The 22,230-nt window shown below is 63.7% G+C and carries 29 protein-coding genes and 1 other RNA gene; 18 read left to right on the top strand and 12 right to left on the bottom strand.

Annotation, left to right across the window (positions count from 1 at the left end; genetic code table 11):
* Position 1: 1 nt before the first annotated feature.
* From FJ967_RS12220 to FJ967_RS12210, 3 genes are all read right to left on the bottom strand, one after another.
* Positions 2-883 (bottom strand): sigma-70 family RNA polymerase sigma factor, encoded by an 882-nt coding sequence (locus FJ967_RS12220; RefSeq protein ID WP_140731955.1) that lies wholly within the window; start codon positions 881-883, stop codon positions 2-4.
* A gap of 25 nt (positions 884-908) precedes the next feature.
* Entirely contained in the window at positions 909-1,223 is a 315-nt protein-coding gene (locus tag FJ967_RS12215) for a hypothetical protein (protein WP_140731954.1), read from the bottom strand.
* 107 nt (positions 1,224-1,330) lie between these two features.
* A complete protein-coding gene (locus FJ967_RS12210) occupies positions 1,331-1,762 on the bottom strand; it encodes a MarR family winged helix-turn-helix transcriptional regulator (RefSeq protein ID WP_181175801.1) in 432 nt (143 codons plus the stop codon).
* Positions 1,763-1,926: 164 nt separating this feature from the next.
* Between FJ967_RS12210 and FJ967_RS12205 the strand changes: the two genes are divergently transcribed.
* Complete coding sequence (locus FJ967_RS12205) at positions 1,927-3,723, top strand: chloride channel protein (protein WP_140731953.1); 1,797 nt, start codon at positions 1,927-1,929, stop codon at positions 3,721-3,723.
* Here the strand turns inward: FJ967_RS12205 and FJ967_RS12200 are convergent.
* The 4 genes from FJ967_RS12200 to FJ967_RS12185 form a co-directional block, all read right to left on the bottom strand.
* Complete coding sequence (locus tag FJ967_RS12200; RefSeq protein ID WP_140731952.1) at positions 3,720-3,950, bottom strand: ribbon-helix-helix domain-containing protein; 231 nt, start codon at positions 3,948-3,950, stop codon at positions 3,720-3,722. The genes FJ967_RS12205 and FJ967_RS12200 overlap by 4 nt on opposite strands.
* Positions 3,947-4,162 (bottom strand): DUF4169 family protein, encoded by a 216-nt coding sequence (locus FJ967_RS12195; protein ID WP_140731951.1) that lies wholly within the window; start codon positions 4,160-4,162, stop codon positions 3,947-3,949. Before FJ967_RS12195 ends, FJ967_RS12200 begins: the two co-directional genes overlap by 4 nt.
* Before the next feature lie 7 nt (positions 4,163-4,169).
* Positions 4,170-4,706 (bottom strand): SspB family protein, encoded by a 537-nt coding sequence (locus tag FJ967_RS12190; protein ID WP_140731950.1) that lies wholly within the window; start codon positions 4,704-4,706, stop codon positions 4,170-4,172.
* A 146-nt stretch (positions 4,707-4,852) separates the two neighbouring features.
* Complete coding sequence (locus tag FJ967_RS12185; protein WP_140731949.1) at positions 4,853-5,542, bottom strand: TetR/AcrR family transcriptional regulator; 690 nt, start codon at positions 5,540-5,542, stop codon at positions 4,853-4,855.
* A gap of 185 nt (positions 5,543-5,727) precedes the next feature.
* Between FJ967_RS12185 and FJ967_RS12180 the strand changes: the two genes are divergently transcribed.
* From FJ967_RS12180 to FJ967_RS12160, 5 genes are all read left to right on the top strand, one after another.
* A complete protein-coding gene (locus FJ967_RS12180) occupies positions 5,728-6,933 on the top strand; it encodes a multidrug effflux MFS transporter (protein WP_140731948.1) in 1,206 nt (401 codons plus the stop codon).
* A gap of 255 nt (positions 6,934-7,188) precedes the next feature.
* Positions 7,189-7,515 (top strand): PadR family transcriptional regulator, encoded by a 327-nt coding sequence (locus FJ967_RS12175; protein WP_140731947.1) that lies wholly within the window; start codon positions 7,189-7,191, stop codon positions 7,513-7,515.
* The gene (locus FJ967_RS12170; protein ID WP_140731946.1) at positions 7,512-8,078 is read left to right on the top strand and encodes a DUF1700 domain-containing protein; all 567 of its coding nucleotides are present in this window, start codon (positions 7,512-7,514) and stop codon (positions 8,076-8,078) included. Before FJ967_RS12175 ends, FJ967_RS12170 begins: the two co-directional genes overlap by 4 nt.
* Before the next feature lie 42 nt (positions 8,079-8,120).
* Positions 8,121-8,837 (top strand): DUF2807 domain-containing protein, encoded by a 717-nt coding sequence (locus tag FJ967_RS12165; protein ID WP_140731945.1) that lies wholly within the window; start codon positions 8,121-8,123, stop codon positions 8,835-8,837.
* A gap of 131 nt (positions 8,838-8,968) precedes the next feature.
* Positions 8,969-9,979 (top strand): dienelactone hydrolase, encoded by a 1,011-nt coding sequence (locus tag FJ967_RS12160; RefSeq protein WP_140731944.1) that lies wholly within the window; start codon positions 8,969-8,971, stop codon positions 9,977-9,979.
* On the opposite strand, the gene FJ967_RS12155 is transcribed toward FJ967_RS12160, so the two are convergent.
* Together FJ967_RS12155 and ssrA are read right to left on the bottom strand one after the other, a co-directional pair.
* On the bottom strand, positions 9,976-10,521 hold the full coding sequence (locus tag FJ967_RS12155; RefSeq protein WP_140731943.1) for an AAA family ATPase: 546 nt from the start codon (positions 10,519-10,521) through the stop codon (positions 9,976-9,978). The two genes, FJ967_RS12160 and FJ967_RS12155, sit on opposite strands and share 4 nt — an antisense overlap.
* Positions 10,522-10,630: 109 nt before the next feature.
* Positions 10,631-10,991: a transfer-messenger RNA gene (ssrA, locus tag FJ967_RS12150) on the bottom strand.
* Positions 10,992-11,159: 168 nt separating this feature from the next.
* Between ssrA and FJ967_RS12145 the strand changes: the two genes are divergently transcribed.
* Both FJ967_RS12145 and FJ967_RS12140 read left to right on the top strand, forming a co-directional pair.
* A complete protein-coding gene (locus FJ967_RS12145; RefSeq protein ID WP_140731942.1) occupies positions 11,160-11,471 on the top strand; it encodes a DUF2853 family protein in 312 nt (103 codons plus the stop codon).
* 235 nt (positions 11,472-11,706) lie between these two features.
* Positions 11,707-12,501: a thymidylate synthase gene (locus FJ967_RS12140; protein ID WP_140732003.1), complete on the top strand. Its 795-nt coding sequence runs from the start codon at positions 11,707-11,709 to the stop codon at positions 12,499-12,501.
* Between the two features lie 17 nt (positions 12,502-12,518).
* Here FJ967_RS12140 and tsaA read toward each other — a convergent pair whose 3' ends face one another.
* Positions 12,519-13,010: a tRNA (N6-threonylcarbamoyladenosine(37)-N6)-methyltransferase TrmO gene (gene tsaA / locus FJ967_RS12135; protein WP_140731941.1), complete on the bottom strand. Its 492-nt coding sequence runs from the start codon at positions 13,008-13,010 to the stop codon at positions 12,519-12,521.
* Between the two features lie 20 nt (positions 13,011-13,030).
* Entirely contained in the window at positions 13,031-13,240 is a 210-nt protein-coding gene (locus FJ967_RS12130; RefSeq protein ID WP_115144575.1) for a molybdopterin-binding protein, read from the bottom strand.
* A gap of 179 nt (positions 13,241-13,419) precedes the next feature.
* Here FJ967_RS12130 and modA point away from each other — a divergent pair, with 179 nt between their 5' ends.
* The 4 genes from modA (at position 13,420) to FJ967_RS12110 (ending at position 16,473) form a co-directional block, all read left to right on the top strand.
* The gene (gene modA / locus FJ967_RS12125) at positions 13,420-14,211 is read left to right on the top strand and encodes a molybdate ABC transporter substrate-binding protein (protein WP_140731940.1); all 792 of its coding nucleotides are present in this window, start codon (positions 13,420-13,422) and stop codon (positions 14,209-14,211) included.
* 33 nt (positions 14,212-14,244) lie between these two features.
* A complete protein-coding gene (gene modB / locus FJ967_RS12120; protein WP_140731939.1) occupies positions 14,245-14,949 on the top strand; it encodes a molybdate ABC transporter permease subunit in 705 nt (234 codons plus the stop codon).
* Positions 14,946-16,058 carry a molybdenum ABC transporter ATP-binding protein gene (gene modC / locus FJ967_RS12115; protein WP_140731938.1) on the top strand — a complete coding sequence of 371 codons (1,113 nt, stop codon included), beginning with the start codon at positions 14,946-14,948 and terminating at the stop codon, positions 16,056-16,058. Before modB ends, modC begins: the two co-directional genes overlap by 4 nt.
* 73 nt (positions 16,059-16,131) lie before the next feature.
* Positions 16,132-16,473 (top strand): winged helix-turn-helix domain-containing protein, encoded by a 342-nt coding sequence (locus FJ967_RS12110; protein ID WP_140731937.1) that lies wholly within the window; start codon positions 16,132-16,134, stop codon positions 16,471-16,473.
* Between the two features lie 221 nt (positions 16,474-16,694).
* Here the strand turns inward: FJ967_RS12110 and cobF are convergent, their stop codons facing one another.
* Positions 16,695-17,459, bottom strand: a complete 765-nt coding sequence (cobF, locus tag FJ967_RS12105; protein WP_140731936.1) for a precorrin-6A synthase (deacetylating) — start codon at positions 17,457-17,459, stop codon at positions 16,695-16,697.
* 179 nt (positions 17,460-17,638) lie between these two features.
* Here cobF and FJ967_RS12100 point away from each other — a divergent pair, with 179 nt between their 5' ends.
* From FJ967_RS12100 to FJ967_RS12075, 6 genes are all read left to right on the top strand, one after another.
* Complete coding sequence (locus FJ967_RS12100; protein WP_140731935.1) at positions 17,639-18,655, top strand: DUF4424 domain-containing protein; 1,017 nt, start codon at positions 17,639-17,641, stop codon at positions 18,653-18,655.
* Positions 18,655-19,185: a dihydrofolate reductase gene (locus FJ967_RS12095; protein WP_140731934.1), complete on the top strand. Its 531-nt coding sequence runs from the start codon at positions 18,655-18,657 to the stop codon at positions 19,183-19,185. Before FJ967_RS12100 ends, FJ967_RS12095 begins: the two co-directional genes overlap by 1 nt.
* Positions 19,182-19,799 (top strand): dimethylsulfonioproprionate lyase family protein, encoded by a 618-nt coding sequence (locus tag FJ967_RS12090; protein WP_140731933.1) that lies wholly within the window; start codon positions 19,182-19,184, stop codon positions 19,797-19,799. Before FJ967_RS12095 ends, FJ967_RS12090 begins: the two co-directional genes overlap by 4 nt.
* A 151-nt stretch (positions 19,800-19,950) precedes the next feature.
* Positions 19,951-21,066 carry an FtsH protease activity modulator HflK gene (hflK, locus tag FJ967_RS12085; protein WP_140731932.1) on the top strand — a complete coding sequence of 372 codons (1,116 nt, stop codon included), beginning with the start codon at positions 19,951-19,953 and terminating at the stop codon, positions 21,064-21,066.
* Positions 21,066-22,031, top strand: a complete 966-nt coding sequence (locus FJ967_RS12080) for a protease modulator HflC (RefSeq protein WP_140731931.1) — start codon at positions 21,066-21,068, stop codon at positions 22,029-22,031. The genes hflK and FJ967_RS12080 overlap by 1 nt, the downstream gene beginning before the upstream one ends.
* Before the next feature lie 6 nt (positions 22,032-22,037).
* The gene (locus FJ967_RS12075; RefSeq protein ID WP_013894746.1) at positions 22,038-22,226 is read left to right on the top strand and encodes a DUF2065 domain-containing protein; all 189 of its coding nucleotides are present in this window, start codon (positions 22,038-22,040) and stop codon (positions 22,224-22,226) included.
* Positions 22,227-22,230 lie beyond the last annotated feature (4 nt).

The raw sequence follows: 22,230 nt of genomic DNA, 5'->3' as shown, positions 1-22,230 counted from the left end.
TTCAGGGAACGAACAGTTCGGCGCCGTCGGCGGCATAGCGGGCGTGGCGAAAATCGCGGATGGCGGCAACTCTGCCGTCCCGCCAGGTTAGCAGGATGAAATAGGTGGGCGGCGCGGCCGGATCATCGCCGGTGCGGACAAGCACTGCCGGTCTGTCTTCGACAAAACCAGCAACGAAACGCCAGTCCTGAACCCGGGAATAATTGCCGAAATAGGTGCCGACTTCCTTGCGGCCGTTGAGCCGCGTTCTGGCCACCAGTTCCAGCCGCACCTCATCGGCCAGCATATCGCGCACCGCGTCGAAATCGTGGGCGTTGAAGCGATCGATATAGGCCTCGAGCAGCAGACGTTCGGCGGCGCTCAGAATCGGAACAGGACGATCGTCCTGTTCCGAGGCGATCTGGCGCAGCCGGCCACGGCCGCGATGCAGCGCCGCCTTGACCGCCGCGATGCTGGTGTCGAGCATGGTGCCGATCTCCTGCAGCGAATAGCCCAGAACATCCATCATGATGACGCTGCTGCGCTGCGCGACGGGCAGACGCATGAACGCGTGCAACCCGGCTGCGGCGGCCTGACGGTCGGCTATTGGATTTGCCGGGTCGGCGATCATGTCCGTCTCGTCGTCGGAAAAGGCCTTTTCTCGGGCGCGGCGGCGCAGGAAATCGAGCGCGGCATTGTGGGCGATGCGAAACAGCCAGCCTTCCGGGTTGGCGATCGGACCGGCGCCGGGCAGCGCCTCCACCGCCTTGGCGAGGGCCTCCTGCAGGACATCCTCGCCATCGACGACCGAGCCTGTCATGCGGGCGCAGTAGCGGTGCAGTTTGGGGCGCAATTCGCCGAACAAATGGTTGAAAGGTTCGCGGAGCCCGCCTGGACTGTTCATGCACCGGCCGTTCTTGAACTTGAGTCTAATCAGGCTGCTCGTCCAGCATCCGATAATGGCCCACCACGGTCATCACGTCACGATGCGGAGGTTCGATGCAGCGGTCCCTGATGCCATTTTGAAAGGCCTCGAAGGCGGCAAGCCCAGGAATGATTTCGGCATGCTCGTCGCTTTCGATCTCGACGAGATGGACGAAAGTGCCGTCACCGGAGCGCCAGGTCATGTAGCGGACACCTTCCGGCGATTTGCCGCGCAGTTCCTCGAACACCGCCTTGACCAGGCGCACGTTCTCATCCGTCCGGTCAGGCTTCGTCCTGTAGCGTATCAAATGGTGTTTCACCGCAACCGCTCCTTCTGATGTCTCGCGTCCAAGACGCAGCGGCCGGGCCAAAGGATTCGCAGTCCGGAAGAATATTTTCGGTATCGGCCCGCACGAATCCTTGAGCGTCAGTCTTGGCTCCGGTCGAGCAGGCGCCGCAGCATCGGCTCTATGCGCGAGAGCTCGTCGAGATGCGCCGCCGACAGCTCGGCCAGGCAATCATCGGCGCGCTCGGTCAGCCGCAAGAACACGCGGCGATGATCGTCCTTGTCCTGATCGCGCGTGACCAGACCCGCATCGCCGAGACGGTTGACCAGTTCGACGGCGCTGTGGTGGCGGATGCGCAGGCGCTCCGCCAGGTCACCGACCGTCACCGGCCCGCCACCGGGATATCCCTTGATGGCGAGCAGCGCCTGGTGCTGGCGCGGGGTCAGGCCGGCGTCCTCGGCCTGAACCTGGCTGAATTCGAGGAACCGTCGGATCAGGTAGCGGAACTCGGACAGCCGCTGGTAGTCGGATTGGCGGATAGCGGGACGTGATGTCTTGGGCGGCTGCGTCATATCGGAGATGTCTTCGTTTTTCGGAGGAAGCTCAAACGAAATTTCGAGCAGAACCCGCTTGAATAGATATATCGTATTACGATACATAGCCGACCGACAACCGGCTGGCCACATCGACCGTGCCGCAAAAACCAGACACGGCCGCCGCCAGGAGGCAAAGCCACATGAATACCCACCAAACCAATCCCGGTCATCTCAGGGATTTCACCACCGATGCCAGGGTGCTGCTGGTCGCCGCGATAGCGGTGGTGGTGGCCACCGCCGGGCTGTTTGCCGGCATTGTGCTTCTGAAGCTGATCCGGCTCGCCACCAACATCGCCTATTTCGGCCAGTTCTCGCTCGCGGAGCTGAAGCTGGAAAACACGCCGCTTGGTTATGCCGCCGTCCTCGTTCCTGTCATCGGCGCGCTGATCATCGGCCTGATGGCCAGATATGGCAGCGAGAAGATCCGCGGCCATGGCATTCCGGAAGCCATTGAGGCGATCCTGCTCGGACGTTCCAGGCTCGATGCCAAGGTGGCGATCCTGAAGCCGCTGTCGTCGGCGATCTCGATCGGCTCCGGTGGGCCGTTCGGCGCCGAAGGCCCGATCATCATGACCGGTGGGGCGATCGGCTCACTGATCGCGCAGATGCTGCCGGTCAGCGACAATGAACGCAAGACGCTGCTGGTGGCGGGTGCGGCGGCCGGCATGACCACGGTGTTCGGGACGCCGATCGCCGCCATCATGCTGGCGGTGGAACTGCTTTTGTTCGAATGGACGCCGCGCAGTTTCATTCCCGTGGCGGTGGCGGCCATCGTGGCGGAGGTGGAGCGCACGGTGCTGCACATGCCGGGGCCGATCTTTCCCTTCCAGGGCAGCATGACGATCACCTTCCTCGGCCTTGGCGGCTGGGTGCTGGTCGGCATCTGCGCCGGCCTGCTGTCGGGACTGCTGACGCAGATGGTCTATGCCTGCGAGGACGGCTTCCAGAAGCTGCCGATCCACTGGATGTGGTGGCCCATGCTCGGCGGCCTGGTGGTCGGCATCGGCGGCCTGATCGATCCACGGGCGCTCGGTGTCGGCTACGACAACATCGCCGACATGCTGGATGGCCGCACGATCGCCACCGCAGCGCTGCTGCTTCTGGTGGTCAAGTCCATCATCTGGTCGGTGGCGCTCGGCTCGGGAACTTCCGGCGGTGTGCTGGCGCCGCTTCTGATCATGGGGGGCGCGATGGGCGCGGTGCTTGCCGGCATCCTGCCGGCGGCCGACCCGGGCTTCTGGGCGCTGCTGGCGATGGCCGCCACCATGGGCGGCACGATGCGCGCGCCGCTGACGGCCACCTTCTTCGCGGTCGAGCTGACCGGGAACACGCATGTGCTGGTGCCATTGATCACGGCCTGCGCGGCGGCGCATGCTGTGACCGTGCTGTTGATGAAACGTTCGATCCTGACCGAGAAGATCGCCAGGCGAGGGCACCATCTGGTGCGCGAATATCGCGTCGATCCCTTCGCGCTGACCAGGGTGCGCGAGGTGATGACGTCGCAGGTCGAGAGCGTGCCGGCGTCAATGACGCTGCATGGCGCGGCCGCCTTCCTGACCGCCCCGGAAACCCGGCATCCGAGTTTTCCCGTGATCGACGGCAACAGGCAGGTGCTGGGCCTCATCGATCCGCCGGCGATTCTGCGCTGGCGGCGTGCCGGCAAGCACCGGACGACGACGCTCGGCGAGTTGCTGGCCGGTAGCAAGGTGACGCTGGCCTATCCCGACGAATATCTGGAAGGCCTCTCCGACAAGCTGTTGACGGCGAATGTGTCGCATCTGCCTGTCGTCACGCGCGAAGACCAGCAGCTGGTCGGCTATGTCGGTTGGAAGGATCTGATGCGGGTGCGCTCGCGCAAACAGGCCGAGGAGCGCGAGCGCTCGACCTTGCTTGGTTTCGGCAGGCGCCGGAACGAGGAAGGCAAGGTCTCTTCCTAGGCCTCGCCGGCCGCGCCGCGCTTGGCCCACTCCAGGACATGGAGCCTGAGCGCGGAGGAGAGGTTGGTGTCACGGGGCCGCGTCGCGTCGACTTCCGCGACAAGGGCGGCGAGCGTCAGCTTTCTCGCCTCGGCAATCGCGACAAGATCATCATGGAACGGCTGTTCGAGGGAATAGCTGGTGCGATGGCCGCGAATGGTGATCGAGCGTTTTTCGACGGCGCTCAATGAGCGTCGTTTTGGCTGGGATCGTCCGCTTCGCCGGGCTTTTCGCGATGATGGCCCGCGACGAATTTTTCGCTCCTGTCGGCGATCAGGCGGTCGCGCTGCTTCTCGGCCTTGGTGCGGCCGTGCAAGGCGCGATTCTGGCTGGCCGCCTGTTCCCTGTCTGCCCGCGCCTTCTGTTTGCGGACCTCACGAAGGTTGACGATGTCGGCCATTTCAAGCCTATTTCTTGCGGAAGGCGTCGAGCGAAACCACTTCGGCGCCCTTGGTGCCGGCATCGGCGGCGGCAGGCTTCTTGTCCGGTTCGGCGGTAGCCTTCTTCTCCGCCTTCGGCTTCTTCTCGGAGACGATGGTCAGCGGCTCGGGCGCCGGCGCGGCCTGTTCCTCTTCGGGCTGCGCATCGGTCTTGACGTCGAATTCGAGCTCGAAATTGACCGAGGGATCATAGAAGCCGCGCACGGCCGAGAACGGGATTTCGAGTTTCTCCGGCACGTCGGAGAAGGACAACCCGACCTCGAAGCCGGTGTCGGTGACCTTCAGATCCCAATACTGGAACTGGATGACGATGGTCATCTGCTCGGGATAGCGTTCGCGCAGCCGCGACGAGACGCGTACGCCCGGCGCGCCGGTCAGGAAGGTGATGAAGAAATGATGGTTGCCGGGAAGGCCGGTGCGCGCGACCTCGGCCAGGACCTTGCGCATGACGCCGCGCAACGCCTCCTGGGCCAGAATGTCGTAGCGGATGTGGTCGTCGGCCATGAGGTGGTCGGGTTCCGTTGAATCGTCCGCATAGCTGTAATCAAGCTTGAGGGCGGCGTAAACCTGATATAGACCGCCGCCGCGCCGAAGCGAGGACTATTGCCAACGATTTGATCGGCAAGCCGGCTTCCCGGCAACCGCAAATGTTACGCGTTAGCCAGCGCAGTGTGTTTTTTCATAGCCGTCGGGGAGGGGCGCTTGCCGAACGCGCGCAGGAAGGTGCGCACGCCGTTCGTTGCCGATTGCACGACTTCATCCTCGCTTGGGGTGCCGCCAAGCATGAAGGTGGTCTGCAGTTCGGCATTGACGAGGCCGAGAAACTGGCGCGCCGCCACGTCGGGATCGTCGATGACGAGGTGGCCGCCATAGGCGAGGCGGGCGAAGCGGGCGGCGATCGCCGGCCATGTCCTGCCAGGTCCCTGTTCGCGCCACTCGGCAAACAGCTCGGGATAGCGCTCGCCCTCGGTCTGGATCAGCTTGCGCAGGAATTTTCCGTCGCGGTTGCAGATGCAGTTCTGGTTCAGGCGCACGGCGAAACCGATCAGGTCGGCCCCGATATCCCCGGGCTGGTCGGGGAAGGTGGCAATGGTGGCGAAAATGCCGGCATTGCAGCGCTCGGTCAGGTCGCGAACGACGGCAATAAACAGCCTTTCCTTGTCGCGATGGTGATTATAGACCGTCTGGCGCGACACTCCGGCCTCGGCCGCGATCAGATCGATATTGGCGCCGGCAAAACCCTCGCGGCAAAACACGGCGGCGGCGGCGTCGACGATCGACAGGCGCTTGGCCTCATGGCCGCGTGGCGGGAAAGTGTCAGGAGAAACGCCCGATTTCATGAAAATCTATATAGAGGTGATTGACGATTTAGACAAGACTGTCTAAATTTGTGGACAGGATATAAGGGGATTTCGCTCCAAGAGACGAAGAAATTCGCTCCAGGAGTCGGAACCTCACGGGATGGAACGTCCTGGGGTCAGACGTCGCCTGGCGGCGGCAACCAGATTCGAAAGAAGCCAATATCATGAGTCCCAAATTCCTCCGCATCGCGGTCGTGCTCGGCTTGTTGTCGGCCATCGGCCCGTTCGCCATCGACATGTATCTGCCCGCGCTGCCGTCGATCGGCACCGATCTCCATGCCGGCACCGCGGCCGTGCAGATGAGCCTGTTGATCTTCTTCCTGTCGATGGGCTTCGGCCAGATCGTCGTCGGGCCGATCTCGGATATGGTCGGCCGCAAGCTGCCGCTCTATGGCGGCCTGGTGCTGTTCATGGTCGGCGGCATCGGTTCGGCGATGAGCCCGACCATAGAATGGCTGATCGCCTTTCGCTTCCTGCAGGGGCTTGGCGCCAGCGCCGGCATGGCCGTGCCGCGTGCCATCGTGCGCGACCTGCATACCGGCAACGAGGCGGCCAAGCTGATGTCGCTCCTGATGCTGGTGTTTTCGGTGTCGCCGATCCTGGCGCCGCTGACCGGTAGCCAGATCATCGAGAATTTCGGCTGGCGAGCCGTGTTCTGGACGGTGACAGGTGCGGCAGCGCTTGCCACGGTGCTGCTCGCGACCTCGCTCAAGGAGACGCGGCCGGCCGAAGAACGCGTCGGTTCGTCCTTTGGAACCGCGCTTGCCGGCTACCGTTTCCTGATGGGGGACCGCAACTTCCTCGGCCTGGTGGCGATCGCGGGCTTCGGCATTGCCAGCTTCTTCGTCTACCTGTCGAGTTCGTCCTTCATCCTGATCGATCATTACGGGCTGTCGCCTTCGGTCTACAGCGTTTTCTTCTCGATCAACGCGGTCGCCTTCATCGGCATGTCGCAGTTGACCGGCCTGCTTTCCGAACGGTTCGGGCTGAAGCGCGTGGTGTGGGTGGCGGTGACGGGCTACGCCTCGACGATGGTGGTGCTGTTCGCGATCATGGCGTCGGGTGTCGACAGGCTCGACGTGATGGCGGCCCTGCTGTTCGTCGGCTACGGCTTCCTCGGCCTGGTCATCCCGACCACTTCGGTCCTGGCCATGGAAGAGCACGGCGAGATCGCCGGCACGGCGTCGGCGCTGATGGGCACACTGCACTTTGCCATCGGCGCGCTCGCCATGGGTGTGGCCGGGGCGTTCTTCGACGGCACGCCGCTGCCGATGGTGGCCGGTATCACGCTGTGCGCGGTGATATCGTTCGCAATGGCGAAGGTCACGCTTGGCCGTTCGCGCGGAGCGGTCGAATCTCCAGCGGAATAAGCACTCCTCAATCAGCAGGGAAAGGCCGGGTGGATCCCGGCCTTTTTTGTGCCTTGTCGGCCCTGCGCCAGACGCGGCCGTCTCGGCCGAAGCGTGTTTCCATGCCGGCCGGGCCCGTGGAAAATCAGTCACGGCAGAGCCTGATCTTTCGGACTGGGCTTGCCGTCGCCATCACATTGGTATCAAGTTTAAGTCAGTACCTTGCATAAGAAGATACCTTTCTATATCGTGTACTGAAATCGCCGGGAACGGACCATGACCGATCCAAATGACGTCCAGCTGAAAAAGGGGGCGCTCGAACTATGCGTGCTTGCCTTGCTCGCCGGCAGGGAAAGCTATGCCTATGAGATCGCCAGCACGCTCGCCGAGCGGGTCGGCATGGGGGAAGGGACGATCTACCCGCTGATGCGGCGCATGCAGAGCGACGGGCTTGTCGCGACATGGCTGGTGGAATCGACCAGCGGCCCGCCGCGCAAATATTACCGGCTCACTCCGGCCGGCAGAATTGCCTACGAAGCACGCAGCCGGGAATGGCGCAGCTTTGTCGATGCCGTCGACCTGCTCCTGGGAGAAGTGGAATGAACCGCGACGCTTTCTTGGTTTCCCTGCGCAGCAGCCTGGCCGGAATGCCTCCGGGCGAAGTTGCGGAGATCGCGGCCGACTACGCTGCCCATTTCGACGAGGCCCAGGCCTCCGGACGCAGCGAGGAGGAGGTCGCCAAGGCACTTGGCGATCCGGCGCGCCTGGGGCGGGAACTGCGCGCGGAAGCGGGGCTGCGCCGTTGGGAGCATGACCGTGGCCCTGGCGGTGTCGTTGCCGCCCTGCTTGCGCTGACCGGCCTGGCCGCCTTCGACATCGTCCTGTTGCTGCCGATCCTCATTGTCTTTTGCGCTGTCATGCTGGCCATCGGCATTGCGGCGATGGCGCTGGGCGTCGTCAGCGTCGGATTGCTGCTGAGCGTCGTGCCTTTCTGGCATTTCACGTCGTGGACCATGGCCTTTGCCCGGCTGCTGTTGGCTGTCGGGCTTGCCGCCGCCAGCATCGGACTTGGTTCGCTGTTGCTGCTTGCGCTCAATGTCGGGGTCAAGGTCCTGGGGGACTATGCGCGCCTGCACTACCGCCTGGTCAAACCACCACGGAATTGATCGTCCCCGCGGCCCGCCGCCGCACAAACAAACAGGTGTATCATGAACAAGACACTCGCCTGGACCGCCGCCCTGTCATTGGGCATCGCCGTGATTTGCCTGTCGCTGGCAAGCTCGCTGGCCGGGGACAACTGGCGCGACCTGAGAGGCGGCAGATGGTGGACCTTTGCCTCGAGTTGCCGCGGTTCCGGTGACGGCAACAAGCCCGGATCGGTGACACTGGCCTGGGAGCCGGTCAGCACAGAGTTCCAGATCGCGCTTCCGGCAACGGTGACCTATCGTCCGGGCACGCCGTCCCAGGCTATCGTCAGTGGCGATCCCGAGGCGGTTTCGCATGTCCGCCTGTCCGGCAATGTGCTGGAATTCGACGACAATTTAGATTGTGACCGCTCTGCGGTCAGCGTCCAGCTCACCGGACCGGCCGTTCCGGGCTGGAGATTGAGCGGCAGCGGCAGGCTCGAACTCTCCGGTCTTGCCCAGGACGCACTCGATCTCAGGATCAGCGGCAGCGGCGATGTCCGCGCCAGCGGCAGCGTGCAGGATCTGTCCTTGCGCATCTCCGGCTCCGGCTCGGGCGATTTCGCCAAACTCGCCGCCAGGACCGCCAGCGTCCAGATCAGCGGCAGCGGCAATGCCGATATCGCGCCACAGGACCGGGCCGACATCCGCGTGTCGGGCAGTGGCAATGTGCAGGTCCACGGCAATCCGAAGATCAATTCGCAAGTCAGCGGCAGCGGCAGGGTCGAGACCGTTCCCTGAAGGGCGGCAACGGCTGGACAGGCCGGCAGCAACAGCTCTCATCGAACAGCGTGGCATCGGGAAACGTGGGTCTGGATTTCGGCCCGCGGCCCGGCCGCACGGATGATTTTCAGAGAAACGGAGACCGGAAAATGCGCCTGGGAACCATACTGCTCGCCGCCCTGGCAAGCCTGGCGGCCACGGCGACCCACGCGGCTGGTTTGAAGTTCATCCAGGTTCCGGCGGATGCCGCGGGGCCGTCGGTCGACGCAGCCATGTGGTCGCCTTGCGCCACCGCGCCCGGCGAGGTGAAGGTCAAGGGAACCACCGTTCCGGCCGTGCCCGATTGCCCGATCGTGGGCGCGAAATTGCCGCTCGTCGTCATCTCCCACGGCTATGGCGGCTGGTACCTCGATCTCCATGACATGGCCGAGACGCTGGCGGATGCCGGCTTCATCGTCGTTGCCATCAATCATCCGCACGCTAACCACGCCGACATGAGCCAGGCCAATGGCCTGGGCGTGCTGAGGCAGCGGCCGCTCGATATCAAGCGAACCATCGATTTCATGCTTGGCGCATCGCCGGATTCGGCCAGCATCGATCCGCAGCGCGTCGGCTTCTATGGCTTTTCGCAAGGTGGCTATACCGGTCTTGTCGTGGGCGGCGCCAATCCGGACTTCAACAAGCTGCCGCCGCGTTGCCCGGACCCGACCGCCACGGGCTGTCCGCCGGCCAACCAGCCCAAGCCGGTGCGCAAGCAATTGCCGCCGGAGGTGCTGACCCATGATCCGCGCGTGAAGGCAATCGTCGTTGCCGATCCGCTGAGCATCGTGTTCCAGACCAGCGACAGCCTCAAAGACGTCAAGGTGCCGCTGCAGCTCTGGAGTTCGCAGTTCGGTGGCGACGGCATATCATCCGCCGATGTCAAACTGCTGGCCGGGCTGCTGCCGCGGACGGCGGACTTTCACGTCGTGCCGAACGCCGTGCATTTCTCTTTCCTGGCATCCTGTCGCAAGACGGGCATGCCCTCGGACCTTTGTGTGGATAGGCCGGGCTTCGACCGCTCCGCGTTCCACAAGATGTTCGATACGGACGTGCTTGCCTTCTTCCGCCAGCACCTTGTCGATGGGCCGGGGCAGACCCATGTGGCAACGGCGCCCTAGCAAGCAGCATCGAGGATGAAGCGCAGGCGCTCTTCGACCGGGGCGAGTGGCAGCGTCACGAGTTCGTAACCGAGGTCGGCATAGACACCGGCTACTGCCCGATACGTGCGCTCGGCCTCGTCGAACGTCTGCCTGCGCTCTTCGTCCTGCGCGAAGATCTCCGGCCAGGGAGGCGCGACGAAGACACGGCGCGCATAGCGGAATTTCATGGCCGCCTTGGTGAGGTGGTCCGGCACCGGCAGGCCGCAAAGCCTGAGGTAGCCGATGGTGTCCGGGATGCCGCGATCGAAGAAGACCGGACCGGGTTCGGCGCGTGCCGCGTGCCAGGAGCGTAATTCCCACGACAGCATCAATTCGGCAAAGAGCGCGCGGTCCTGCCAGGGCAAAGCGGGGCCGCCGGTCGCTACCTGGTCGCGGATGATGTTGCGCCCGGCTTCGGGCGCGGTTCGAAGGCCGGCCTGTTCCAGGGCCTCGATCACGGTGGTCTTGCCTGAACCTGGGCCACCGGTCAGCACGAAGAATCGATCGGAATCGTTTTGCATCTTTTGTCCATGGAGAGAGGGGACGCGCGAGGGTTTCGGGGCCAAACGGCCATACGAATCCGGCCAAGGGGACCTGGCGTTGCGCGTGACGATATCGAGGGAGGGGAGAAGTGGAGGTTTCTGTTGCCAGGTACCTCCGAACCCCGCCTAGAAGTGCGAACCCCTAGGGCTTGATTTGAAGCTATCGCACTGCATTAAGCAGCGAGACGTGCTTCCGCATAGTTGTCGTTGGCAACTATAAGTTTAGCCCGATGACGGTGGTACAATGCCGGGCAAAAGTACGATCTTTACACCTTCGTCGATCCTATTTCGCCCCCAGCAAAAACCGCTCTGTCCCTGACAGCGGCTTTTGGTGGAGGCGCCGGGTACCGCCCCCGGGTCCGAACGGCTTATTTCATCGTCAGTTTATCGCCATAGTCGGTCAAGCCGACAAAACGAATATAGGGGGCGGCAGCCAGAAATGAAAGGCCGCAATCGGCCTTTGTCCCTGTGTCAAATTGCGACGGCGAGGGTTGACTTGGGCGCGGTCTCAACCGAAGCTTTGCGGGCGGTGAGGAGTTATCGACCTAGCGCACAAGTTGCGAAGCGCGCCACAGCCCTCATCGATCGGATCCGTGGCGCCGACGAGGGGAATTTTGATGGCCGACTATCTTGCGGATGTGAAGAAGTACGACGCGGGCGCCAGCGCCGATGCGGTCGAAAAGATCGTCAAGCATCTGGGCATAGCGCTCAGGAATCGCGACTCCTCGCTGGTGTCCTGCACCGACCCGAAGGAACTCGAGCGCGTCAAGGAGAGCTGGGCGGCCAAGAAACTCGGCGTCAGCGACGGTGCGAAGGCCGACGCGGCGATCGAGAAGACCTGCAAGGCGATGGCCGCGGATCACAGCAAGGGCAGGGTGACGTTCTACTATCTGGTGGCCAAGGAACTGGGCAAGCTCGGCTCGCTCTGAGACCTTTTGATAATTCTACTCTGACGGCCGACTAGGGCGGTTTTCTGCGCTTCCGGTGCTCACGTACTTTAAGTACGCTCCGCTCCGGTTCTCGAAAACCACCCTATTCGACTCGCCAGAGCGAATTCTGAAAAGGTCTCCGCTCTCTATGTCGGTGGGGAAGACCTCAGACGGACGTGGCATCGGCGCGCACATGCGCTATGATCGGGTGCACTCTCGAATCGAGCCGGAACCGATGCGCCAGTATCTCGACCTCCTGCAGCATGTGCTGGAAAACGGTGCCGATCGCGGCGACCGCACCGGCACCGGTACGCGCTCCGTCTTCGGCTACCAGATGCGTTTCGACCTGGCGCGCGGCTTTCCCGTCACCACCACCAAGAAGCTGCACCTGAAGTCGATCATCCATGAACTCCTGTGGTTCCTGGCCGGCGACACCAACATCAAATATCTGACCGACAACGGCGTTTCGATCTGGGACGAATGGGCCGACGAGAATGGCGACCTCGGCCCGGTCTATGGCAAGCAGTGGCGCTCCTGGCCGGATGGGCATGGCGGCTCGATCGACCAGATAGCCAATCTTCTGAAGGAGATACGCCGCAATCCTCAATCGCGGCGGCTGATCGTGTCGGCCTGGAATCCCGCCGAGGTGGAAGCCATGGCGCTGCCGCCATGCCACTGCCTGTTCCAGTTCTACGTGTCCGAAGGCCGGCTTTCCTGCCAGCTCTACCAGCGTTCCGCCGACATCTTCCTCGGCGTGCCGTTCAACATCGCGTCCTACGCGCTGCTGACGCTGATGGTGGCGCAGGTGACCGGGCTGAAACCAGGCGATTTCGTCCACACTCTGGGTGACGCGCATCTCTACTCCAACCATTTCGAGCAGGCGCGCGAACAGTTGCGGCGCACGCCGAGAACGCTGCCGACGATGTGGATCAATCCTGGGGTGAAGGATCTGTTCGCCTTCCGCTTCGAGGATTTCCGGCTGGAAAATTACGTCGCCGACGCATCGATCAAGGCGCCGATCGCCGTTTGAGCCGGACGCCGGTTGGCTCAACCGACCTCGAAATCACCCTGTTGGGGCGGTGCGATCGGCTTGAACAGCGTGCGATCCGGTTTGAGATCGAGCAGGGGCGTGCCGTCCACGCAATCCATGCCACGCACCAGCAGTGCCGAGCCTTCGACACCGACAAGGCTGACGATCGACGTGCCGATCGGATTGGGCCGTACCGGGGAGCGGAGTGCAAAGGTGCCGCGCGAGGTGCCGTCGCTGGCCGGGCTCTGCTTGACGAGGTCGCGCCGCGACAGATGCAGCCAGTACAGCACCTCCAGCCGCTCGAATTGTTCGACGCCGTCCATGGCCTGCCGCCAGGGGTCGAAGATTTCGATGCGGCAGACAGGGCCGTCGTCACGGCCCTGGCGTGGCGTGACCAGGCGCGAGGCCCAAGGCGTGCGGATGACGCCGATGAACACCAGGCCGGCGTCGGTCGCCGGCGGTGCCTCGATCGCGACCTCGCTCGGCCGGATCTCGTTCTCGCGAACCATTGGGATTCGCCGGTCGTGGTTCAGTCGATGCCGACCATCACGTCCGAGGCCTTGACCACGGCATAGGCCTGCTTGCCCTTTTCGAGCTTGAGATCGGCTACGGCCTCGTTGGTGATCGAGGCGGTGACGATGGTGCCGCCACCGATGTCGATCCTGACATGCGAGGTGGTGGCTCCCTTGACGATCTCGGTGATCGTTCCCTTGAGAACGTTGCGGGCGCTGATCTTCATGGGGTTTCCTTTCAAAGGCTTGTTTCCCGTCGATTTGTTTAGCAGAACAGCCGCGCCGCGCCACTCACAAGACCAGATAGAATGTTTCAACGGATGGCCGGGCTTCCCTTGTTATGTTCGTGCGGATATATCGGTCTGCGGGCTTTGCGCCGCACGGATTTCAAATCAGGGAGAGTTTCATGATGGGCAAGGGTTTTGGATTGAAGGCAATCGCCGTGGGCGGGCTGGCGGCGCTGCTGATGGCCGCCGTGCCGGCGGCTCACGCCGACGACAAGCTTACCGTGTTTGCCGCCGCCAGCCTCAAGGACGCGCTCGACGCGGTCAACAAGGCCTGCGAGAAGAAGGTCGGTGAAGCCGCGACCATTTCCTACGCGGCGAGCTCGGCACTTGCCAAGCAGATCGAGGGCGGCGCGCCGGCCGATGTCTTCGTTTCGGCCGATCTCGACTGGATGAAATACCTCTCGGACAAGAAGCTGACCAAGCCGGAGACGGAACTGCAACTGCTCGGCAACCAGATCGTCCTGGTCGCGCCGAAGGATTCGAAGGTCAAGGCCAAGGTCGAGAAGGGCTTCGACCTGGCCAAGCTGCTCGGTGACGGCAAGCTCGCCATGGGCGACTTCAAGGCGGTGCCAGCTGGCAAATACGGCAAGGCGGCGCTTGAATCGCTGGGTGTCTGGTCGTCGGTCGAGGGCAAGGTTGCCCAGGCGGAGAACGTGCGTGCCGCCCTGAAGCTGGTTTCGACCGGAGAAGCTCCGCTCGGCATCGTCTACGCAACCGACGCCAAGGCCGACAAGACCGTCAAGGTTGTCGGCACCTTCCCGGAGGATTCGCACCCGCCGATCATCTATCCGATTGCGCAGACAGCGGATTCGAAGGACAAGGATACCCCGGCCTTCCTGAAGTGCGTGGAGTCCCCGGCCGCCGCGAAGATCTTCAAGGAACAGGGTTTTACGGTTCTCAAGCACAAATAAGAGCCCTGACACAGCAACTTTGAACCGGGCGATATGAACTGGCTGCTGGACCTCACTCCCGACGAATGGAATGCGGTCCGGCTGTCCATCAAGGTGGCAACGGTTGCGATGCTCGCCAGCCTGCCGCCGGGCATAGCGATCGCGCTGCTGCTTGCCCGGGGGAAATTCTGGGGCAAGACGCTGCTCAACGGCATCGTTCACCTGCCGCTGATCCTGCCGCCCGTGGTGACCGGCTATCTCCTGCTTCTGACGTTCGGCAAGCGTGGCCCGGCCGGCGCATTCCTGGCCGAACATTTCGGCATCGTCTTCTCGTTTCGCTGGACGGGTGCGGCGCTCGCCTGCGGCGTCATGGGCTTTCCCCTGATGGTGCGGGCGATCCGCCTGTCGATCGAGGCTGTCGACCGCAAGATGGAGGCGGCGGCGGGAACGCTCGGCGCCAACCCGTTATGGGTGTTCGCCACCATCACGCTGCCGCTGATCCTGCCCGGACTGATCGCCGGCGCCATACTGGCGTTCGCCAAGGCGATGGGCGAGTTCGGCGCGACCATCACTTTCGTCTCCAACATACCCGGCGAAACGCAGACGCTGCCATCGGCGATCTACACTTTCACGCAGGTGCCTGGCGGCGACGAGGGCGCGCTCAGGCTGACGCTGATCTCGATCATCATTTCAATGGCGGCGCTGGTCGCCTCGGAAGTGCTGGCGCGGCGGGTCGGCCGGCGGATGGACATCGAATGAGCGTCCTCGTCGACATCAACCACCGGCTTGGCGATTTCGCCATCGACGCCCGCTTCGAGAGCGCGGGGCGGCTGACGGCGCTGTTCGGACCCTCGGGGTCCGGCAAGACGACGCTGATCGACATGATCGCGGGGCTGATCCGGCCCGACAAGGGGCGCATCGAGGTCGACAACCGCGTGCTGGTCGACACCGGCGCCGGTATTTTCGTGCCGAGACACAAGCGGCGCATCGGCATGGTGTTCCAGGACGCGCGCCTGTTTCCGCATATGAGCGTGATGAGCAATCTGCGCTACGGCCGCTGGTTCACGCCGGCAGCGGAGCGCTATGCGGACATGGACGCCGTTGTCGACCTGCTCGGCATCGGGCCGCTCATGAACAGGCGGCCGGCAAAGCTGTCGGGCGGGGAGAAGCAGCGCGTGGCGATCGGCAGGGCGCTGCTGGCCAGCCCCAGGCTGCTGCTCATGGACGAGCCGCTGGCCTCCCTCGACGAAGCGCGCAAGGCCGAGATTCTGCCCTATATCGAGAGGCTACGCGACGAGACGAAGATCCCGATCGTCTATGTCAGCCATTCCGTTGCCGAGGTGGCGCGGCTGGCCAGCGACGTGGTCATGCTGGCGCAGGGCAAGGTCACCGCCAGCGGTCCGACCGAAGCGGTGATGCAAAGGCTCGACCTCTTGCCGGCGGAAGAGCGCGGCGAGGGCGGGGCGGTGCTGGACACCAAAATGCTCCGTCACGACGAGGCTTTCGGCATGAGCGTGCTCGGCTCGGCCGCCGGCGAGATCCGCGTGCCGCGCCTTGCAGCGAAGCCCGGGGCTCCCGTGCGTCTGCGTATCCGCGCTCGCGACGTGATGATCGCCACGGAGAGACCGGCGGGCCTCAGCGCCCTCAACATCCTGCCCGGCACGATCATCGCGATCGGCCCGGGCGAGGGGCCGACGGTCGAGGTCGGCATCGACTGCAATGGCGCAACGGTGCTCGCCCGCATCACTGAACAGTCGCGGCAGGCGTTGAAGCTGCGGCTCGGCGGCAAGGTCTTCGCGGTGGTCAAGACGGTGAGCTTCGACCGGGCCAATACCGGCGCCGGCTTGCCGCTCGAGGCCGACGGCTGACAGGGGCGGTGATAACCGCTATATTATTTTGGAATAACGGTCGCCGAAACCGAGGTGATCGCGGAGGAACAAAATGCCATCGCTGAGCCTGCGGATAAATCTCGATCCCGACGGACGAATCGGCCCCGGCAAGATCGAGCTTCTGGAGCATATCGCCACGTTCGGCTCGATCTCGGCCGCCGCGCGCGGCATGGAGATGTCCTACAAGCACGCCTGGGACCTGGTCGAGGACATGAACCGGGTGTTCGGCAAGCCGCTGGTCTCGGCGCAGACAGGCGGCCGCAAGGGCGGCGGCGCGCAACTGACGACGGTCGGCCTGGCCGTGGTCAGCCGTTTTCGCGCCATCGAACGCGCGGCGAGCGCGGCAGCGGCGACGCATATGGATGCGCTGCAGGCGGAGATCGATGCGGGGTAGGGATTAGGGATTAGGGATTAGGGATTAGGGATTAGGGATTAGGGATTAGGGATTAGGGATTAGGCTATCCCTTCTTGCGCAATACTCGAACGCAAAGCATTCACTGCCTACTGCCTACTGCCTACTGCCTACTGCCTACTGCCGACAGCCGACTGCCTACTGCCTACTGCCTACTGCCTACTGCCTACTGCCTACTGCCTACTGCCTACTGCCCTATTCCCTTATCCCCCCGGCTTGCGCAGCAGGTAAGTGTCCATGATCCAGCCCTTTTTCCCGCGGGCTTCTTCGCGGGTCCTTTCAATCTCCGTACCGACATCGCCCAGGCGGCCCGAGACAAGAATCTCGTCAGGAGTGCCGAGATAGGCGCCCCATTGGATGAAAAGGTCCTGGTCGGCGAGCGTGTTGAAGGCGCATTTGCCGTCGAGCATGACGACGGCGCTGCCGGCATTGTCCGGCATGCCTTCCTCGGTCAGGCGGCGGCCGGTGGTGACCAGCACGGAATCGCCGATGCGGTTGAGCGCCGTCCTGTGGCTGGCGGCCAGCGCCTGGATGGCCGTTATGCCGGGGATGACCGCGAGTTCGAAGGCGACGTTGCCCCTCAGACGCACCCGCTCGAGGATGCGCAGCGCGCTGTCGTAGAGCGAGGGGTCGCCCCAGATCAGGAAGGCGCCACAACCATCTTCGTCAATCTCGTCGCCGATCAGGCCCTCGTAGATGGCAGCGATGGCTTCGTGCCAGTCGTCCACGGTCGAGCGGTAGGAAGAGGTCGGCTCGGCGCGCACCGGCACGTCGAACTCGACGCGGCGTGACTTCGGATTGGTGACGAAGCGGTCGCAGATCTCGCGCCGCAGGTCGGCAAGGTCGTTCTTCGTGGCGCCCTTGTCGGGGATGAACAGGACGTCCGCCCTGTTCAGGCCCGATATGGCCTGGACGGTCATGTGGTCTGGATTGCCGGCGCCGATGCCGATGACGAGAAGCTTGCGCATGCGGCGCACTCCTGCCCGATCGCAAGCTGTTAGTCCAGACCGCGTCGCGTGCGTGTCCAGACCGCGTGCGTGTCCAGACCGCCTGCGTCTCAGACCTGAGCATTGGCGCGGAAGGGCTTTGAAACGCCACATTGAAACAGCTAGGGTCGTCCAGGGCGTTCCAGCCGAGAGGGGCTTTGATGTTGCGATTTGGTTTGACCTTGGCGCTGGTGCTTTCGGCCGTGCCCGCCCTTGCCAACGATTCGATCGCCGAGCTCGGCACCGGCGGCCTGATCCTGTCGCGCAGCGATGCGGTGGCGATGCAAAGCGAGGATCTCTTCATCTCGCCTGAAAAGGTGACGGTCGATTACGCCTTCCACAACAACACCGACAAGGATGTCGACGCCATCGTCGCCTTCCCGATGCCCGACATTTCGGGCGATCCCGAGGAAATGCCGGCGATCCCAGAAAACCAGAGCGACAATTTCCTCGGCTTCGAGGTGACGATCGACGGCGCGCCGGCAAAGCCGCAGCTCGAGCAGAAGGCTTTCGCGCTCGGCATCGATATCAGCGCCGACCTCAAGGCGCACAATGTGCCCTTCAATCCGTTCGGCGATGCCGCCAAGGCCGCGCTTGCCAAGTTGCCCCAGGCCGTGACCGAGGACTGGATGAACCGCGGCATCATCATCGAGGACACCGCCCTCGACAGCAACGGCCAGATAGCAGGCTATGCGCCGTACTGGCAGTTGCGCTCGACCTATTGGTGGCGATCGATCTTTCCGGCCAACAAGGACGTTCGCGTCTCGCACCGCTACAAGCCGAGCGTCGGCGGCACGTCGTCGGTCAGTTTTTTCAATGAAGGCCAGTTCCAGGGTTCATATGCCGCCTACAAGACCCGCTACTGCATGGACGCTACCCTGGAGAACGCGGTGCGCAAGGCGGCGAAGGACAATCCGGACGGATACCCCAAATTCTACGAAAACCGCATCGCCTATATCCTGACCACCGGCGGCAACTGGGCGACGGGCAGCATCGGCAAGTTCAAGTTGACCGTCGACAAGGGCAACCCGAAGGCGCTGGTCTCGTTCTGCGGCGACAATGTCAAGAAGGTCGGGCCGACCAGTTTCGAAATGACGGCGGACGATTTTTATCCGGACCACGACATCGACATCCTGATCCTCAATCCCTCGGACAGCAATACGGGGGATGCCAACTGATGGACGTCGCGATCTATGTCGCCATCGCCGAGAATGGTGTGATCGGGCGCGATGGCGGGTTGCCCTGGCGGCTCTCCACCGATCTCAAGCGTTTCAAGGCCGACACGATGGGCAAGCCCATCATCATGGGCCGCAAGACCTATGAAGGCATCGGCCGGCCGCTGCCGGGGCGGCTGAACATCGTCGTCACCCGCGACAAGGCCTGGCGCGCCGAGGGGGTCGAGGTGGCGCACACGCTGGAAGCCGCGATCCAGCTGGCAAGGGTGCGCGGGCGCTGCATGAGCGGCGCCGATGAGGTCTGCGTCATCGGCGGCGGCGAGATTTATGCCCAGGCGCTGCCGCTGGCCGACCGTCTGCATGTCACCCATGTGCTGGCCGTCGTCGACGGTGACGCGCATTTCCCACCGATCGAGCCGGAAACCTGGCGCGTGGTGAACGCGCAGGATTTCCCTGCCGGCGAGAAGGACAGCCACCCGACGCGTTATACGGTCTACGAGCGCCGGCGGCCAACGACACAGGTGTCTTCATGACGGCAAACCCCCATCCACTCGGCACTTTCATGGATCTGCTTGGCAAGGAGATGCGATCACGCATGGGCAATGATCCCGTGCGCGACGCGGCCCATAGGCGGATTTTCGGCGATACGGCACTGGAAGCGCCGAACAACAGTGACAAGCCGCCCAAGCGCCAGCCTGCCTGCCGCTATCTTCCTGAATGCTTTGCAGAGCTCGAGAAGGCCGGCGGGAATCTCGGAAAGCTGGGCGCCGCGTTGCGCGACATCGAACCGCATCTCGACTGGAACAACCAGGCCGAGCGGCGCAAGTCGCCCGTGCTGGCCGACAATTACGCCGATTGCTTCATCGTCGGGCCGGGCGGCTATGTGCCGAGCAGCACCATCGAGATCGGTGTTTCGGTGATGGCGCCGCATATGGATTATCCCGACCATCGGCATCCACCCGAAGAGCTCTACCTCGTCCTGTCGGAAGGCGAGTGGCGGCAGAATGCCAATCCCTGGCATGAACCGGGGGTCGGCGGGGTCGTCTACAATTCGCCCGACATCGTCCATGCCATGCGTGCCGGAGCCAAGCCGCTTTTTGCCATCTGGTGCCTGCCTTTGGACAATAAGCCGCATCCGCAGGGTTAAGTCGTAGCGATTTGCCGCTTGCGGCCACCCAAATCGGATGATGCGGTGCCGGATCGCGTTGAAAGCGCGCCGTGGCGTCCCTATAGAAGAACGACACTGGATTTGCGCCGTAACTGCGGCGCTTGAGGGAATTCCAAGCGAAAGGACATTCATGCCCTGGAACGACAAAGGTGGCGGAGGCGGCGGCCCGTGGGGCGGCGGCGGCAACAATCAGGGACCCTGGGGGCAGGGACCGAAGGGACCGAGCGGTCCGCAGGGGTCCCCTCCCGATCTTGAGGACATCATTCGTCGCGGCCAGGACCGGCTGAGGCGCGCGCTGCCCGGTGGCGGCGGCGCAAGTCCGGCCGTTTTCGGCCTGATCGCGGCGGCACTCGTGGTGCTGTGGGCGTTCCAGGCCGTTTATACCGTGCAGCCCGACGAGGTCGCGGTCGAACTGCGCTTCGGCAAGCCGAAGGCAGAACTGTCCCAGCCCGGCCTGCATTTCCACTGGTGGCCGCTCGAGACCGTCGAGACGGCCAAGATTTCAGAGCAGCTCGTCGACATTGGCGGCGGCAATACCAGCGGCAACGGCCTGATGCTGTCGGGCGACCAGAACATCGTCAATGTGCAGTTTTCGGTGGCCTACCAGGTTTCCGATCCCCGGGCTTACCTGTTCGACGTCTCCGACCCTGACGGCATGCTGCGGCAGGTTGCCGAAAGCGCCATGCGTGAAGCCGTCGGCCGCCGGCCGGCTCAGGACATTTTCCGCGACGACCGCCAGGGCATTGCAGCCTCGGTGCGCGAGATCATCCAGACGACGCTCGACGGTTACAAGGCCGGCCTGCAGGTCAATGCGATCTCGATCGAGGACGCAGCACCGCCACGCGAAGTGGCCGACGCGTTCGACGAAGTGCAGCGCGCCGAGCAGGACGAGGACAAGTTCGTCGAGCAGGCAAACCAGTATTCCAACCAGAAGCTCGGCCAGGCGCGCGGCGAGGCCGCACAGGTCCGCGAAGACGCGGCCGCCTACAAGAACAGGGTCGTGCAGGAAGCCGAAGGCGAGGCCCAGCGCTTCATCTCGGTCTATGACGAATACGCCAAGGCGCCCGACGTGACGCGCAAGCGCCTCTATCTCGAAACCATGGAGAAGGTTCTGAAGGACTCCGGCAAGGTCATCGTCGAGCAAGGCAATGGGCAAGGGGTCGTTCCCTACCTGCCGCTGCCGGCATTGCAGCAGAAGGCGCCGGCTCCGGCGGCCCTTGGCGCGAACACGGGAGGCAACCAGTGATGGGTAACCGTCTTCCCGTATTCGTCGTCATCGCGGCGGTCGTCCTGTTCCTCATCTATTCCTCGGTCTTCGTGGTCAACGCGCGCCAGCAGGCGCTGGTTCTGCGCTTCGGCGAGATCGTTTCCGTCAAGACCGAACCCGGCATCTACTTCAAGGCGCCGTTCTCGTTCTTCGACGCCGATACCGTGCAACTGATCGAGAACCGGGTGCTGCGTTTCGACCTCGACAACATCCGCGTCCAGGTTTCGGGCGGCAAGTTCTACGAGGTCGATGCCTTCATCGCCTACCGCATTTCGGATCCGCGCGTGTTCCGTGCCGCGGTGTCGGGCCAGATCGAACTGGCCGAAGCACGGCTCAGGACCCGTCTCGACGCAGCCTTGCGCCGTGTCTACGGTCTGCGCGACTTCGAGGCGGCGCTTTCCGAAGAGCGGGCCGTGATGATGCGCGAAGTGCGCGATCAACTGCGGCCCGACGCCACCTCGCTCGGCCTGCAGATCGAGGATGTCCGCATCCGCCGCACCGACCTCACCGCCGAGGTCTCGCAACAGACTTACGACCGCATGAAGGCCGAACGTCTGGCCGAGGCCGAAAGGCTGAGGGCGCGCGGCAACGAGGCGGCGCAGCGTATCCGCGCCCGCGCCGACCGCGAGGTCGTCGAGATCATCGCCGAGGCGCAGAAGGAGTCCGAGATCCTGCGCGGTGAGGGCGAAGCGCAGCGCAGCGCCACCTTCGCTGACGCCTACAAGCGCGATCCCGCCTTCTTCGACTTCTACAGGTCGATGAACGCCTATGGCACCGCGCTGGACAACACCGGGACGACCATGGTGCTGTCGCCGAGTTCGGAGTTCTTCCGCTACTTCCGCGATCCCGACGGCAAGGAAGGACCGGCGAAACCGACGTCGCCGGCGCCCACCGCGCCAGCGGCACCGGCCGCACCGGCGACGCAACCCAGCACCGGCCAGTAACGGCCGGTGCAGGATTTCTTCGCGGCGATAGGCCTGGTCCTCGTCATAGAGGGCCTGGTCTATGGCGGCTTTCCCGGCTTTGCGAGGAAGCTCGCCGGCGAAGTCCTGTCGATGCCGGAGAATGCCTTGCGGATCGGCGGCCTGGTGGCGATCGCCATCGGTGTCGGCATCGTCTGGCTGGTGCGGGGCGGGTAAAGGC

This window comes from Mesorhizobium sp. B2-3-4, assembly GCF_006442315.1.
Lineage (GTDB): Bacteria > Pseudomonadota > Alphaproteobacteria > Rhizobiales > Rhizobiaceae > Mesorhizobium.
Note: the sequence above shows the minus strand (reverse complement) of the source record. Positions and strands in the feature narration are given on the sequence as shown.